Source organism: Streptomyces chumphonensis (genome assembly GCF_014779715.1).
Taxonomy (GTDB): domain Bacteria; phylum Actinomycetota; class Actinomycetes; order Streptomycetales; family Streptomycetaceae; genus Streptomyces; species Streptomyces chumphonensis.
The window spans coordinates 1-14,153 of record NZ_JACXYU010000021.1 but is presented as its reverse complement, the minus strand read 5'-3'; the positions used below and the strand labels follow the sequence as shown (position 1 = coordinate 14,153).

The following is a 14,153-nucleotide window of genomic DNA, read 5'->3' as shown; positions in this document are numbered from 1 at the left end:
AGGACAACCGGTATGGCAGAGGCAGAGAACGACAGCACCGGCGCGGAGCTGGAACTGGCCGACCGCAGCGCGGACCGGGACGACCTGAGCTTCCTGACCCTGGCCGCGCGGTTCACGCGCCTGGCCGCCGGAGCACTCCGGTTGTCCGAGGCCGTAGCCGCCGGCCAGCGCCGGGCCGCCCGCAACGCCGAGGCCAGCCACCAGCTGGCGGACTTGATGGCCCAGGCCGAGGTCGATCCCCGGCACGTCGCCGCGATGCGGGAGATCGCCAGCCAGCAGCAGGTCACCGCCGAGGCGACCGGCGACATGGCCGGTGCCGCCACCGACCTCGCCAGCGACGCCGACGCGGCCGACAGCGCCCACCGCGCCGAGTACCAGGACCTCTACGACGAGGGCCAGGCCATGGCGGCCAAGGGCATCACGCAGCCGAAGCCCGGCTGGTTCGCCACCTAACCCCCCTACACCCTCCACGCCCCGGGCCGGTCTCCGACCCGGGGCCCCTACCCCTGTGAACAGGAAGGACCGGTCACCGTGGCCACGACCACCCTCACCCCGACCACCACCGTGCAGCCCGCCACGACCGGCCGGTCCCGCCGTCGGCGCGCCCGCATCGAGCGGATCGCCTACATCGTCGCGGCTCCGGGCCTGGCCATCGGCCCGCAGCTGGACGCGGCCTGGCCCGCGCACCTGACCGCCGCCGCCACCGGGACCCTCACCCTGGCCTGGCTCTACCACAAGGCCCGCCCCGCCGAACGGCAGCGGCTGCGCCGGGAGAAGGAGCGCCTGGAGCTGGCCACCGACCACCGCCTGGAGCTGCTGCGCGCCTGCTACCGCGCCACCCCGGCACTGACCGGATCGGCCCTCTACCTGGGGCTGCTGGCCGCCGGTGCCGCCGGCATCGGCGTCGAGCCGCTGGTGCAGTACGGCGCCCCCAGCCTCTGGGCCGCGGTGATGGCCGCCGCGCTCCCCCGAACCCGCGCGCCGCGCCGCAAGCGCCGCTCCCCCGCCGAGATGCTCGCCGAACTCGAGCACGCCGCAGGCCTTCCCCACAGCACCGACGGCCAGGACCAGGAGCAGGACACGGGTCAGGAGCGGCGGCTGCCCGCTCCACGGACCTATGCCGAACTCGTGGCCTGGCACTGGGAGACCTCCGAGGCCGCCAAGGGCTGCCACCTCGGACACGTCCAGCAGCTCGCACCCGGTCGGCCCGACTTCCGTGCCGTGCTGGTCGCCCCGCGCGGCAAGGCCGTCCCGCAGCTGACCCCGGCCGCGCTCGCAGCGGTGTGGGACCTGCCCGAGGGCACCGTCAGCATCGAGCCGATGCCCGGCCACGGCCCCGGCCACAAGCTCATCACCGCCCGCCCCACCCTCGATCTCGACTCCCAGATCTCCGGCGACAGCACGAGCGGCGGGCGCATCGACCCGGACCTGGCCGCGCTGTGGCGCTCCCGGCTGGCCAAGCCCGGCGGCCCGCTGGACGGCGTGCACCTGCTGGAGACCAAGATCGAGGCGAACCGGATCGCGCTCCGCGTGAGGGCCGCCGACGATCAGGTGCTGCGCCTTCCCCACCAGGGGATCGCCCGCGCGCTGGACATCGACGACATGGAGCTGGTGGTCTGCCAGACCAACCGGATGGGCGACGGCATCATCTCCGTCTACGAGACCCACCCGCTGCTGACCATCCGCGAAGCCACGGCCCGCGATCTCACCATGAACGAGCGCGGTGAAATCGCCTTCGGCCTCCAGCACGACGGCCGGCCCGCCCGCATCAACCTGTACAAGCCGGGTCTGGGTGCGACGAACGACCTGTTCGTCGGCGCCCCCGGCGCGGGCAAGTCGGTGGCGCTGAACACCCTGCTGATCGCCGAGCGGATCAACGGCGTCGTCTCGATCGTGGCCGACGCGCAGGACGGGATGAGCCTGCCGGAGGCCAACGGCCGCGTCGCGCACTTCGGTTCCGGCATCCCAGCGGTCGCCGCAGCCTTGGCCGCCGCCTACGCCGTCGCGAAGTACCGGCAGAAGATCTCCAGCGCGAACGGCTGGGGCTCGTTCACCATCAACGACCCCTGGCGCCTGGTCGTCATCACCCTGGACGAGCTCAACCTCATCCTCGCCGAGGAAGCCGAAGCCGACATCCCGCCCGCCTTCAAGACCTGGGTACTCGGCCTGATCAGCAAGTTCCAGATCACCGGCCGGAAGATGGGCGTCGGCATCCGCTTCGCCGCACAAGGCATCCACTCCGCCGACCTCGGAGACAAGGTCAAGCTCCGCGCCAACGCCAAGACCGGAGCCGTGTGGCTGGGCCGCACCACCAGCGGCACCACCTCCCACATGGCCACCGAAGGCATCCTCCCGCCGGGCGTCGACCTCGTGCCGATCCCGGAGACCTTCGGCGGCGACGACATCGAGGCCGCCTTCCGCGGCGAGGAGACACCGCCCGGCCCGACCACCGCCGGCATGGCCAACCTCATCCGCCAGGGCCGACTGACCCGCATGCGGGTCTGGCGCGCCGCCAAGGACGCCAACAAGCAGTACACCGGACTGATCGACCTCTACGAGTCCGCACCCATCCCCTACCTGACCCCCGAAGAACAGGCTGTGTTCGACGCTGAGCACGCCCGCGCCCTCGCCCACGCCGAGAAGCTCCTCGCCGGAGACGACCAGGACGACGACACCGGCGACATCGACGACGGCCTGGACGAACTCCTCGGCACCGCCAGCACGGCGGCCGAACCGCCCACCGTGCAGAACCGCATCCTCAACCTGCTGACCGAGCACGGCTCCATGAAGCTCCGCGACATCCAAGAGCACCTGGACGACGTCCAGCCCGCCACAGTCAGCAACACCGCCAGCCAGCTCTGCCGCACCGGTCAACTCCACCGCGCAGGCCGCGGCATCTACACCCTCCCCCAGTAGCCGGCAACACCCTCCCGCCCCTGGCGCCCTCCCAGCCCACCCGGCCGGGAGGGCGCCTCATTCAGCAGCCAGGAGAACCACGGTGAACACCGCCGCGAACAACCCCCGCATCGACACCGGCCAGCCCCGCACCGAGATCGAGGCCGCGGCCGAGGCCGCACAGCTGATCGCCGCCGCCTACTCCCCCGCCCCCCACACCCCACTCGCCACGGCCTACCGGGACACCACCCCGGTCCCCGTCTACGGCCCGACCCCGCCCGTGCACCAGCCCGACCGGCGCGTCGTACCCGAATGGGCTGCCGGCATCGCCGTCGCAGGCGTCGGCCTGGGCTGCTTCGCCGCCCTGACCGGAGCAGGCATCTACGCCGCCACCGCCGGAATCGCCAAGCTCACGATCTGGGGCGTCGCTGCTATCGCCGTGCCCTTCGTCGGCATCAGCGCCGTCGCCATCGCGATCGGCACGGCCATCCGGTGCGTCCGCGCCGCCGCCCCGCCCGTCACCCACCACCACTACCAGGGCGCCGTTACCCAGCACCACCAGAACATCACCACCCGCGGCGCGATCGCCCGCACCCGCATCAACCAGTAGCGGTCACTCCTGGCCTTCGTACTCCGTCAACCGCAAGCGGCCATCCCCGCCGACGTAGGCGTCCCAGATCTCCCCACCGATGACCACGCCGTCGATCAGCACCTCGACGTCCTCCTCGACGTCGATGTACACCCGCCCCTTCTCATCCGTACCCGCCGGCCAGATCACCCCGTCGCCGGTCACTTCCTCGAAGTAGAAGTCCGGCCGCCGCCGAAACCACGCCATCGCCACCCCCTTCTCTCTACCGACCATTCTTCCCACCGACACTCCGACACGCACCCACATCAGCCAGACCCCCGGACCCAGCCGGTGCCCAGCGAAGCGGGACCACACCGCCACCCCATGACAGCCGCATCACGGGGCCATCGGTGGGATGAGGCCGGTTGCGACGAGGATGTGGAGGCATGCGGCCGTGATGCCGGAGAGCAGACCCAGCGCCGCCAGATGCTCCAGAATCCGGCGCGCCCTCACCCGCTCCGCCCCACCCACATCACCCAGCACGTCTCCGCCACCGCATGTTCGGCCGCGCGACCGGCACCGTCCACCACGACACCCGCTGACCCTCGGGGCACCCGCCTTTCCACAGACACAGCAGACACCCAACAAGGAGCAGTCATGGGCTTTTTCAGTCGCGAGATCGACAAGGTCAGCACGGAGGAGGAGCGCAACCGCGCCGCCCAGGAGGCGGCGGCCGCCCAGGCGCGCGAGGCCCGCCAGGAGGCCGTGTACGAGGCGGCCAGCCGGGACGCCAAGGCGCGTGCGCAGGCCCGCCGGGCAGCCCAAGCGGAAAAGCGCTCCCGGATCAAGACCGTCGGCCAGATCCGCCGCGTCGGCCGTGGACGCTACGTCACCACCGGCTGGGAGATCGACGTCCCCGACGGCAGCGGACGCGGACGCGTCACGGAGACCGAGGCCACCCACACCGGCACCCTGGGCGGCTTCACCCCGGCCGAGCTGTGCCGCATCGCGCACGGCCCCCGCTGCCGCCGCTGCTGACCCCGCTCCGGGCCACCCGCCCGGCCCCCGAACCACCGCCCCGTCACCCACCCCGGGTGCCGGGGCAATTCCGTGCCCGGGGACCGGACAGGCCGCCCGGCCCGCACCACCCCACCCACGAGAGGACCCGACCCGATGGCATCCGCGATCATCGCCGCCCTGGCCGCCCTGATGGGCGCCAGCCTGTCCACGCTCCTCCAGCAGCGCGGCGCCCGCCGCGAGCGCCAGGCCGCCGACGCCGAGGCGCACCGCCAGGCGCTCATCACCGCCGTGGCCGCCCTGGTGACCGCACTGGCCGCGCACCGCCGCGCCATGTGGGTGCGCGAGGACGCCCGCCTCACCGGCGCCGGCCCCGAGAAGCTCGCCGCCGCCCGTGCGGAGAGCCACGCCACCCGCGCCGCCGTCACCGGCCCCCACACCCGCCTGGTCATGCTCGCCCCACCCCCGCTGGCCCAGGCCGCCGACGACGCCACCGAGGCCGCCTACGCCCTGCGCCACGCCCCCGACACCGAGACCCTGACCGCCCGGCGGGAAGCGGCCCGCGCGGCCGGTGACGCCCTGGTGTACGCCGCTCGCGCCCACCTCGCGGCCCGCTGATGCGCGCCGCCGACCTCGACCGGCCGTGGACCGCCGACCCCAAGCGCACGCGCAGCACGTACACGGCGTGGGAGAAACGGGTGGACCACACCCGGGCCTTGACCGGCTGGGCGTCCTGCCGGGCGCAGTACTCTCGCCGCAACTCCGCCCTCCAGGCGGCCAACGAGCTCGCCGCCGACGCCGCCGAGCAGGCCGCTACCGCCGCTGGCGCCTACCCGCACGTCGTCACGCTGATCCAGCTGCGTGCCCGCTGCCTGGTCGCCGGTCAGCTCATGTTCGACCGGATCCGCATCAGCGAGTACGAGCAGTCGACCCGCGGCCTGCTGCTCGGGGCCGGACTGGAGACCCCCCGCCCCCGTACCGGCCTGAAGGCTTTCCGTTCCGCCCCGGCCACCCGGGCCGGGGCCCCGCTCCGAGTCCAGGAGACACACCTGATGAGCACCACCGACGAGACGATCCGCTACACCGCCGACCTGGGCCTGCTCGCCGACCGGCACGTCCTGCTGATTGAGCGGGGCTGGGACCCGTTCAAGAACCGGTGGGCGCTGACGGGCGTTCATTAGGCAAGTGCGTTGTCGGGCAACGAGGTGTCGGCTTGCTTGGAACACGTCTCGGGAGTGGTGAGCTCGCATGTTGAGGTGTCGTGTATTCCAGCTCAGAGCGCCCCGATCGGTCGCTTTGGGTCATGCGGGCGGTGTCCAGGGCCCGGCCCGGAGTGGGTACGTTCGTTTGATGGCGCGTTCGAAGCGCCTCGGGAGGGGAGAGTGCCGGTGGACGTCGTCGCGATTATGGAAGCACTGGCTGAACAGGGCGTAACGGTGCTGTTCAAGGCCGACGCTGAGCGGATGGCAGAGAGGGGCAACCCTTGGACCTTCGTCGCCAGTGGAGGGCCGTTGCGCGAGGACGTCCTTGTGCGAACCGATGCCGCGTCTGTGGAGCAATGCCTCGCAGTGTGCTTGCCCCGCCTGCGTGAGCTGGGCTTTTCGTTCCCTGAGTGAGAGAGCGGGTGTGACCGAACCGCCGCCCTGGATGTAAGTGACGGCTGCTTACATGAGCCCATGGACACCGTGCCCACGACCGCCGCCCTCCTCCCGAACCCCGCCGAGCTCCGCGCGCACCTGCGCGCGCTGGCCGTGCTGGACCAGGCAATCTGCCGCGACCCGCGGTTCTCCCGCTACTCCTTCTCCAGCACCTGGGGGCCTGGGACGGAGGCGGCCCTGATGGACAACGGCTCGGGTGACGACTTCTCCGTCCTCTTCACCCCGGCCGGTGTGCTCGTCCGCGGCTTCGACCACGAGTCGGAGATGAGCCCGTACGGCACGGATGACGAACAGGTCTGGCCCGGTGTCATCGACGAGGTGCCCGCCGCGCTGCGCCCGCTCCTGGACGACCCGGCCTTCGTCGACGAGGGCCTCGGCGCCCCGCGGGTCACCGCCTGCCTGTGGTGGGAGACCGGCGGCAGCGCCTGGCGCACCGGATCGGGCATCGAGTTCCCCTCGGGCAACCCGGACCCGGACGGCTCCGGGCACCTCTTCCGCCTCCTCACCGACCGCTCCCCCGAGGCCGTCCAGGCGCACTTCGAGGAGGACTACGGGCGGCCCGTCCCCCTCGACACCGTCCGCCACGTCCTCGCAGGCCACCCCCTGACCCCCGAAGCCGCTCGCGGCCTCAACCCGGCCGCCCTCTCCGACGAGGCCCTGCTCCGCCGGATCGCCGCCCACCCCGAGGTCGAGGCGTACCTCGCTGGCGACGGCGAGTTCGACCTCACGCGGACCGACCCCATCGAGTCGATCGCCCTTCCAGCCGGTCTCCCGGTGGAGCCCGTGGCCAGCTGCAACGCGGGAGGCACCCACTACCTCTGCGGCCCGGCCGGCTCCGACCGCGTCCGCCCCGTCCTCTACACCGACTCCGGGGGCCAGGCCTCCCTCATCGCGGAGTCCCTCGCCGAGGCCCTGACCCTGACCATCGTCCTCCCCTCCTGGCACGATGCCCTGGCCGGCTTCCGTCCCCCCGCACTCAACGCCGACTACCTTGAGGACAACCCGGACCACCCCGAGGTCCGCGACCGCCTCCTCGCCGCCCTCCGCCTCCCCCCGGCCACCGAGCCCGAGGTCCTGGCCCGCCTCCTCACCACGGCCGCCCGCACCGTCCCGGACGGCTTCCTCCCTTCGGTCGAGGGCGAGGAGGACGCGGCCTTCGAACCGATGCTCCGTCTGCCGACCGAGTAGGACAGCCCCGCCGCGCGCCGCCTTCCGGACCCGACGTACCGCTACGGCGAAGCCACCATGGGCTTGTGGTGGAGGGTGTTGGCCGGGCATACCACCTTGGCTGCGACGACCCCGCTGTACCGATGTTCCCCGAGGCCGAAACACGTGCCAGCCCTCCCGGAGCGGACCTCATCCGGACCGGTTCCGCCGACGTGCGGCGGGAAGACGGGTGACGGTCCCTGACTGTTCATGTTGCTCCCGGGCGTGCGCGAGCTCCAAGTCGAGCTCGGCGACGATCCGGCGCAACGCGGCGCTGACGGCTTGCTCGTTTGCGAGCTCTTTCGTGACGGCAGCCAGCTTCTCTTTCACCTTGCCGTACCGGTCGGCGAGTTCTTGCATGGCGGCCGGGGTGGCGTTCTGAGCTTTGACGCGGGCTTGGAACTCCTCGATGAGGTCTCTGTGGTCGCCGTAGGCGACGTCTCGTCTCAGGTTGGACTCGCGCAGCAGCTCGGTGGCCGTGAGCCTCCCGGTTTCCGACCGCAGTGGGGTGCCGGCAAGGAGACGGTTTGTGGCACTCCGCAACGCTGCCCGCTCGGCTTCCCGGTCTCGAACGCGTCGATTCGTCATGCGCTGCCCCTTCCGTCTTCCGTCGCACTGTCGCGGTGGCGCTCGATGATGGTCGGGTGCTGAGCGGCCTGGGCGGCAGCCCGGTCCCGACGCGGCTGGGGCGCCAATGGGTCCGCGGCGTCTGCTTGCAGCTGGACGAGTTCCTGTTGCAGCTCGGTGATGTCGCGGTCGGTGTACGCGAGATTCGCGCACGTTGATCGGCAGTCGGCTTGGCGGATCGGTCGCCCAACACCGAGCGGGTGTACGCGGGCCGGGTCGCGCTGTACCCGACGTACTACGTACAGAGCGGCATGGTCTGGAACCGCCCCGGCTTCTTCGAGCTGGGGCGGTTCGCCCAGTGGCTGATCACCGAGCCGCTGCCGCCGAAGGGCGCCCGGTCGACCGCTGTGCGGTTCCGGTCGAAAAGGACCGCAAACGCCGTGCTGACCACGGTGTTCGAGTTCCTGCGATTCGGATCCGTGCACGGCTGGGTGCCGCAGGAGGTGGTCGCCCAGCTCTCCGAGCCGAAGTACCTGTCCTTCCTCCCCGCCCGGCTATGCGGCGGGCGAACGGGACGAGTTCCGCACCTTTCAGGCCCGGACGATCAATTTCACGGCGGGCGACGAGGGCATCGAGTGGCTGCAGGATGTCCAGATCGAGCAGCTGCTTGAACTCCTGTCGCGGGCCCGGGACAGGTCCCTGGTGGCCATGCTGCGCTGCACCGGCATGCGGATCGGCGAAGGGCTGGGCCTGCGCCGCGAGGACATGCACTTCCTCACCCGGTCCACCACGGCCAACTGCCGGATCGTCGGTTGAGCCGGCGGCGGACGTGAACGTGAGGGCACGTGGACGTCGAGCAGGCGGTCAGGCAGCAGATCGATATCCCTCAGTGCGGCGACCTGTTCGGGCGGTACTCTCCCGCTATGTCAGAATTTCTCCACGATGAAGCCACTGCTCAGCGCGCCCGCGAGGTTATTCGCAAGCTGATCGCAGTGCGCGATGAAATCGCCGCGAGCCAGAGCGGCATCGCCTTCGAGGGAGCCCACCAGGCCGTCGCGCCGCACGCCTGGAGCTGGTGGATGTTCATCACCGACTCGGCCCGCATCGTGCTCGACGAGGCTGAGAAGGGATACGGCTTCGTTGTTGCGCCGGTCATGCGGAATCTGATGAACCACGCCACGGCTCTGCAGTGGCTCGTCGAGGGCGGCGAGTCCGCGCTCAAGGCGGTGGACGCTTACAGCGACGAGCAGTTGATCAAACTGATCGACAACGTCAGGCGCGTCGGTTGGGAGGGAGCGGACGGCCCGTTCGAGCAGACGGTCCGCGACGCGATCGCCGCCCGCGATGCTAACCCCGACCTCGCCGTCACCAAGCTGTACAACGAGATCAAGAACGCCGAGACGCTGCTGACCGCCTACGGCATGCCCGAGGGCTACGTGCCGTACCGGCACCTGTCGTCGTACACGCACACCAGCCGCGAAACTGCTCGGCTGTACCTGGCTGCGGATGGCCAGGGTGGACCGGCCCTGCGCGATACGCCTAGAGACAGCGGCCTCAATGATGTGCTGTGGGCCTCGGTCTGCCTTATCCAGGCCGGTCGCGTCATGGATGAAATCCTTGCCCGGCACCCCTTCACCCAGGTCCTCGACGAAGTCAGCGCCCACTTGGGCGTACCGCAGAAACTCCTCCCGCAGCGCCGCAAGCAGAAGTAGGCAGTTGGGCCTCGGTCAGTAGTCGGCGGCGGTGTCGACCGTGCTGCCGAGCGGCTGTCCGTTGCGATAGGGGAGCAGCTGCTCCAGGAAGCACTGCGCCTGACGCTGTCCCGCCCCCTGCGCGCGCCACGTGTCGTGCGGCAGCACGATGACGTTGCCGCGGTCCCACAGCGGCGACCATCCCGCCAGCGGCTCCGCCTCGAAGGTGTCGAGGAACCGCGCCCAGCCACTTTCCGGAGTGGAGAACCTTGGCGAGCGCGGCCTCGTCGAGGACCCCGCAGCGGGCCACGTTGACCAGCCACGCCCCGGGTTTGAGGTCGTTCAGCTCCGCGGCGCCGACAAGGCCACGCGTTTTCGTCGGTGAGCGGGAAGCCCAGGATCAGCCAGTCCGTCGACGGCAGCAACCGTCCGCCAGTCGCTCCCCGAGCTGCGGGAGACGTGGTGGACGCGCACACCTATACCCCGCAGCATCGCCCCCGCGTAGGAGCCGATCTCGCCGTTGCCGACGACGACGGCCTGCGACCCGGCCACAAGGCGAGGCCTGCCGGCGCCGGGCGCCCACTCGCGCGGATCGCTCGCGCGGACGTACGCGTGCGCACCCTTCGCCGCGATGAGCACGGCGGCGACGATCCACTCGGCGACCGCCTCGGTGTACGCCGACGTGCGGGTCACCATCACGCCGCGCGCGGCGAGCTCGGCCAGCGGCAGGTCGTTGCCCCCAGCCGTGTCGGTGTGCAGCCAAGGCAGGTACGGCATTCCGGGCAGGGCCTCGGCGATGGCGCAACCGGTCATGCCGTGCCGCCGCCAGATCGCCTTCGCGTTCTGCGCGCCCAGTGGGACAGTCTCGACGCTGTCCAGGCAACCAAGGACGGTGGCGCCGCGCTCGTCGGTCGCGACGATCAGCGGACCTTGTCGCACCATGCGGCGAGCTCCTCGACGTCGGCGGCCTGGTGGCCGAGCAGGATGCGGGGGCGCGAGCCGAGCGCGATCAGTGTCCGCACAATGCCCGCCTCCACCTCGGCCAGCAACTCGACCAGATCGGCACCGCCGATCTCGCTGCCCGGGTCCACGAACTCAGCCGTTCCAAAGCTGAGTTGGAAGCCTTGATCAGATCCAAGACCACCGAGGCCGATGGCCCCGCCCGCCGCGTGACCGAGCTCGAAGACCAGCTCACCGCAGCACGCGCCAGCCTCCGCCAGATGATCCGCGACCACAGCAAAGGGGCGTCACCAGCATGACTCACATACCCGAGGGACCCTGACCTGCCGATACGTGACCCACCTCTAGATAAGCGCGGCAGGCTGCTCCTGCACGCGAGCCAGCAGACCGACCGGCCCGCCCTGCGCGTGCCGCTGATCGCCCGCACGATCCGCGGCCGCGAGCTGCCGACCGGCGCTGTGATCGGCGTCGCCCGGCTGACCGGCTGCCACCAGGACCCCGACGGCTCCCCGCCCTGCACCGAATGGGCACAGCCCGGGGCGTGACATCTGGAGGTCAGCGACGTCCAGACCATCGCCCTGCCGATCCCGGCGCGCGGGCAACTCGGGGCCTGGCGGCCCGCCGAGGACCTGGTCGACCAGGTCCTCCAGCAGCTGCCGAATCGGCGGCCATAACCGCCCGGCCCGCTGCCCAGTGATCCACCCAACCGGGAGACCAACGTGACCAAGGCCAAGACCGATTCGTTCCGCTATACCGCTGACGTGGTGGCCCTGACGCCTGACGGCAGCGTTCAGCTGGTCGAGCGCGGTTGGCCGCCGCACCAGGGAAGCTGGACCCTTCCCGGCTGGCACGTCGACCCCGGCGAGACGAGCCTCGCGGCCGCGGCCCGAGAACTCCCGGAGGAAACCGGCGTCCACGTCACAACCGCTGACAGCCTGCGCCCGATCGGTTTCTGGGACGGCCCGACCGCGGCCCGCGCGGCCGGGCCGTCACCGTTGCGTACACGGCCGTCATCCCCGCCGAAACCCACATCATTGCCAGGGACGACGCCAGCACCGTCCGCTGGTGGCCCCTGGCCAACCTGCCTGAGCTGGCGTTCGACCACGCCGCCATCCTCCACGCGGCCAAGCCTCCGTCCCTGAGACACCACCACGACACAGGAGGCGTAGCCCCGACCTTCCCGGACGGGGCTACGCTCCTGTGGTTCCACCGCATTCGGGCCTGGAGGCTTTGTACCGACCGACGAGTTCATCAACTCTCTAGAGGTCAGCTGGGCAGAACGGGCCCCGCCCCGCTACGCGCTGCCAACCTGCGCGAGCTGCGACATAGGTAGCGAGATGCCGGTTCCGCAGGACTCCCTACACCTAAGCGTGAACAATGGGCACCGTTGATGGACTGCACGGCAAGGCGGGCACCCGAAGGAAGCGCGCGGTTCACAAGACGCATGAAACCCCCAGCCGTCGGGCGATGCGGGGCGCGAGGCAGGCGAAGAGGGTGGGGAGCAGCGGTGAGGACAGGGCGCGCGGACATCAAAGCATCCCGGACGGGCCCGACAACGGCCGATCGAGGTGGGGTCGCCAACAGTGGCGTCATGCACATCGAGCAACTGGTCATCAGCAAGGAAGCTTGGCCATCCGAAGAAGTCTCCTCCGAAGACGCCGAAGCCGCGGTCGCGGCATATGCGGAGCGAGTCCGGGAGTCCTACGCGCGGCTGGACCTGGAAGTCCTCACCCCGCTGTCGGATCCAGGAGAGCACCCAGCCGTCGAGCTCCGGGAAGTGTTCGTCGCCCCAGGGGCAAGGGCGGACCCGCCACCGGTGTCACTGCCGCGGGAACTGATGAAGCGCCTCGCCGACCACGGCGAGATACCGGAAGGTGACCTCCCGCCCGGAGTAGAGGCCGGGCACGCAGAGCAGATCCGACAAGGGGCCCAGCAGCCCGTGGAGCCGGTCCTGGACGTCCTGCAGGACGCGCGCCGCCAGCGCGTGGTTATCCTCGGCGACCCCGGCGCCGGGAAATCAACACTGGCCAGGTTCCTCGCGCTGTCTCTGGCCTGCGGAGGCGGACACACTCCCGAAAGCCTCGTAGGACACCTGCCAGTAGTGGTCGAGCTGCGCCGCTACGCAGAAGAACGCTGGCGGGAAGCCACATTCGAGGACTACCTCGAGCACCTTCACAGCACCGAAGGGATGTGCGTCCCCCGTCAGATCCTCACGCCGCTCTTAGAATCGGGCCGCGCGCTGGTGGTCTTCGACGGCATGGACGAGCTGTTCGATCCCGCCGTACGCGAGTCAGTTGCCAGGCGCATCGCCGCGTTCGCCTCCCGCTACCCGAATACCCGCGTCGTGGTCACATCTCGGGTGATCGGATACCGACGGGCGGTCCTGGCCGGCGCAGGATTTGCGCACTACATGCTCCAAGACCTCGACACTGAGCAGATCGAGGAGTTCACTGGCCGCTGGTACGCCAACTCCTGCCCACAAGACCCGCAGAAAGCAGCGACCCTACAAAGGAGAGTCACCGACGCCGTCGCGCACTCACGAGCGGTCGCAGAACTCGCCGGCAACCCGCTGCTCCTGACCATCCTGGCAATCATTGGCCGCCGCCAGACCCTCCCCCGTGACCGGCAAGGTGTGTACGAACACGCCGTCACGGTCCTGGTCGCCCGGTGGGACCAGGAAACCAAGCACCTCGCCCCCCACGTCAGCTCAGAAGTCCGTGAAGTGCTCGACGTCCTCGAAGCCAGCGAACTACTAGAGCTCCTGCGGCTGCTGGCGCGCCGGATGCAAGACGGCACCGGCGGCATCGCCGGCAACCACATCCACACCCGTGAACTGGAAGAGGTCCTCCACACATTCCTCAGCCAGTACGAGCTGCCACCACTACGAGTACGGGCCGCCACTCAGGCACTGGTGGAACAGTTGCGCGAACGCAACTTCATCCTCAGCCACTACGGCGGGGGGATCTACGGGTTCGTGCACCGCACCTTCCTGGAGTACCTGGCCGCCGCCGACATCGCCCACCGCTACAAAGAGGACCGGGAGTGGACCCCGCAGACCCTCGTCCACGACATCTACGGGCAACACGCAACCGATCCAGCCTGGCGCGAAGTGCTACTCCTCGTCACCGGACAGCTGTCCCCCGGCGACGCCGCCCGCGCCATCGACCACCTGCTCATGCTGAACCGCACATGCCCCGATGATGGACTTCTGTCGCTCGCTGTGCGTGCCCTAGCCGAAGTTCGCAAGATCGGTACTCTCACCGATCAGAGTGAGAGCATCGTCCACGCCTTGACCGGCCGACTGACCACGTCACCATACGTTTCACCTGCACTGAGCGAGGCAGTCCCGGCGCTAGCCACCTTCAGTGATCACTGGACCGGAAGGGCCCACCTGCTGCGCTGGTACCACCTTCATGGTCAGTTCCTGCAGACCTATGACTGGCTGGACTCTGCGAGAAACGTGGGAGCCTGTATCGCCCCCGTGTTCCGTTCCCGCGAGTCCCTCGCAGTGCTTGCCAGCCACGCTCCAATGTATCGGCCACGTGTCTTCGCTGTGGAGGCATTGGCCGCTCGCTGGTCGGATGATGTGAT

At 70.1% G+C, this 14,153-nt stretch carries 18 protein-coding genes and 1 pseudogene; 14 read left to right on the top strand and 5 right to left on the bottom strand.

Features of this window, described 5'->3' with window-relative positions:
- The first annotated feature begins 12 nt into the window (after positions 1 to 12).
- From IF129_RS25170 to IF129_RS25160, 3 genes are all read left to right on the top strand, one after another.
- Positions 13 to 453, top strand: coding sequence for a conjugal transfer protein TraB (locus IF129_RS25170; protein ID WP_191212138.1), 441 nt, complete (start codon positions 13 to 15; stop codon positions 451 to 453).
- Between the two features lie 78 nt (positions 454 to 531).
- The gene (locus IF129_RS25165; protein ID WP_191212137.1) at positions 532 to 2,916 is read left to right on the top strand and encodes a hypothetical protein; all 2,385 of its coding nucleotides are present in this window, start codon (positions 532 to 534) and stop codon (positions 2,914 to 2,916) included.
- Positions 2,917 to 2,998: 82 nt separating this feature from the next.
- On the top strand, positions 2,999 to 3,505 hold the full coding sequence (locus IF129_RS25160; protein WP_224755567.1) for a hypothetical protein: 507 nt from the start codon (positions 2,999 to 3,001) through the stop codon (positions 3,503 to 3,505).
- Positions 3,506 to 3,508: 3 nt separating this feature from the next.
- On the opposite strand, the gene IF129_RS25155 is transcribed toward IF129_RS25160, so the two are convergent.
- On the bottom strand, positions 3,509 to 3,730 hold the full coding sequence (locus tag IF129_RS25155; protein WP_191212136.1) for a hypothetical protein: 222 nt from the start codon (positions 3,728 to 3,730) through the stop codon (positions 3,509 to 3,511).
- Between the two features lie 390 nt (positions 3,731 to 4,120).
- On the opposite strand from IF129_RS25155, the gene IF129_RS25150 reads away from it, so the two are divergent.
- The 5 genes from IF129_RS25150 (at position 4,121) to IF129_RS25130 (ending at position 7,326) form a co-directional block, all read left to right on the top strand.
- Positions 4,121 to 4,501 (top strand): hypothetical protein, encoded by a 381-nt coding sequence (locus IF129_RS25150; protein ID WP_191212135.1) that lies wholly within the window; start codon positions 4,121 to 4,123, stop codon positions 4,499 to 4,501.
- Between the two features lie 135 nt (positions 4,502 to 4,636).
- The gene (locus IF129_RS25145; RefSeq protein WP_191212134.1) at positions 4,637 to 5,098 is read left to right on the top strand and encodes a protein kilB; all 462 of its coding nucleotides are present in this window, start codon (positions 4,637 to 4,639) and stop codon (positions 5,096 to 5,098) included.
- Positions 5,098 to 5,661, top strand: a complete 564-nt coding sequence (locus tag IF129_RS27130) for a hypothetical protein (protein WP_191212133.1) — start codon at positions 5,098 to 5,100, stop codon at positions 5,659 to 5,661. Before IF129_RS25145 ends, IF129_RS27130 begins: the two co-directional genes overlap by 1 nt.
- 207 nt (positions 5,662 to 5,868) lie before the next feature.
- Positions 5,869 to 6,096, top strand: coding sequence for a hypothetical protein (locus tag IF129_RS25135; RefSeq protein ID WP_191212132.1), 228 nt, complete (start codon positions 5,869 to 5,871; stop codon positions 6,094 to 6,096).
- Between the two features lie 60 nt (positions 6,097 to 6,156).
- Positions 6,157 to 7,326 carry a hypothetical protein gene (locus IF129_RS25130; protein ID WP_191212131.1) on the top strand — a complete coding sequence of 390 codons (1,170 nt, stop codon included), beginning with the start codon at positions 6,157 to 6,159 and terminating at the stop codon, positions 7,324 to 7,326.
- A gap of 168 nt (positions 7,327 to 7,494) precedes the next feature.
- Here IF129_RS25130 and IF129_RS25125 read toward each other — a convergent pair whose 3' ends face one another.
- Complete coding sequence (locus tag IF129_RS25125; RefSeq protein WP_191212130.1) at positions 7,495 to 7,932, bottom strand: hypothetical protein; 438 nt, start codon at positions 7,930 to 7,932, stop codon at positions 7,495 to 7,497.
- 35 nt (positions 7,933 to 7,967) lie between these two features.
- Between IF129_RS25125 and IF129_RS25120 the strand changes: the two genes are divergently transcribed.
- The 3 genes from IF129_RS25120 (at position 7,968) to IF129_RS25105 (ending at position 9,623) form a co-directional block, all read left to right on the top strand.
- On the top strand, positions 7,968 to 8,129 hold the full coding sequence (locus IF129_RS25120; RefSeq protein ID WP_191212129.1) for a hypothetical protein: 162 nt from the start codon (positions 7,968 to 7,970) through the stop codon (positions 8,127 to 8,129).
- Between the two features lie 12 nt (positions 8,130 to 8,141).
- Positions 8,142 to 8,582, top strand: coding sequence for a hypothetical protein (locus tag IF129_RS25115; RefSeq protein ID WP_191212128.1), 441 nt, complete (start codon positions 8,142 to 8,144; stop codon positions 8,580 to 8,582).
- A 174-nt stretch (positions 8,583 to 8,756) separates the two neighbouring features.
- Positions 8,757 to 9,623: a hypothetical protein gene (locus IF129_RS25105; RefSeq protein WP_318153937.1), complete on the top strand. Its 867-nt coding sequence runs from the start codon at positions 8,757 to 8,759 to the stop codon at positions 9,621 to 9,623.
- 15 nt (positions 9,624 to 9,638) lie between these two features.
- On the opposite strand, the gene IF129_RS26830 is transcribed toward IF129_RS25105, so the two are convergent.
- The 3 genes from IF129_RS26830 to IF129_RS25095 all read right to left on the bottom strand — a co-directional run bounded on the left by IF129_RS26830 (position 9,639) and on the right by IF129_RS25095 (position 10,837).
- Positions 9,639 to 9,770 carry a hypothetical protein gene (locus tag IF129_RS26830; protein ID WP_263576279.1) on the bottom strand — a complete coding sequence of 44 codons (132 nt, stop codon included), beginning with the start codon at positions 9,768 to 9,770 and terminating at the stop codon, positions 9,639 to 9,641.
- A gap of 174 nt (positions 9,771 to 9,944) precedes the next feature.
- Entirely contained in the window at positions 9,945 to 10,544 is a 600-nt protein-coding gene (locus tag IF129_RS26585; protein ID WP_224755566.1) for a Rossmann-fold NAD(P)-binding domain-containing protein, read from the bottom strand.
- Entirely contained in the window at positions 10,523 to 10,837 is a 315-nt protein-coding gene (locus tag IF129_RS25095; protein ID WP_191212127.1) for a hypothetical protein, read from the bottom strand. The genes IF129_RS26585 and IF129_RS25095 overlap by 22 nt, the downstream gene beginning before the upstream one ends.
- 78 nt (positions 10,838 to 10,915) lie before the next feature.
- On the opposite strand from IF129_RS25095, the pseudogene IF129_RS25090 reads away from it, so the two are divergent.
- The 3 genes and pseudogenes from IF129_RS25090 to IF129_RS25080 all read left to right on the top strand — a co-directional run.
- A pseudogene (locus tag IF129_RS25090) lies at positions 10,916 to 11,236 on the top strand (hypothetical protein); the annotation flags it as partial.
- A gap of 45 nt (positions 11,237 to 11,281) precedes the next feature.
- Entirely contained in the window at positions 11,282 to 11,704 is a 423-nt protein-coding gene (locus IF129_RS25085) for an NUDIX hydrolase (protein WP_318153936.1), read from the top strand.
- Positions 11,705 to 12,153: 449 nt separating this feature from the next.
- The coding region (locus IF129_RS25080) for an NACHT domain-containing protein (RefSeq protein WP_224755565.1) at positions 12,154 to 14,153 on the top strand (2,000 nt) is incomplete at its 3' end.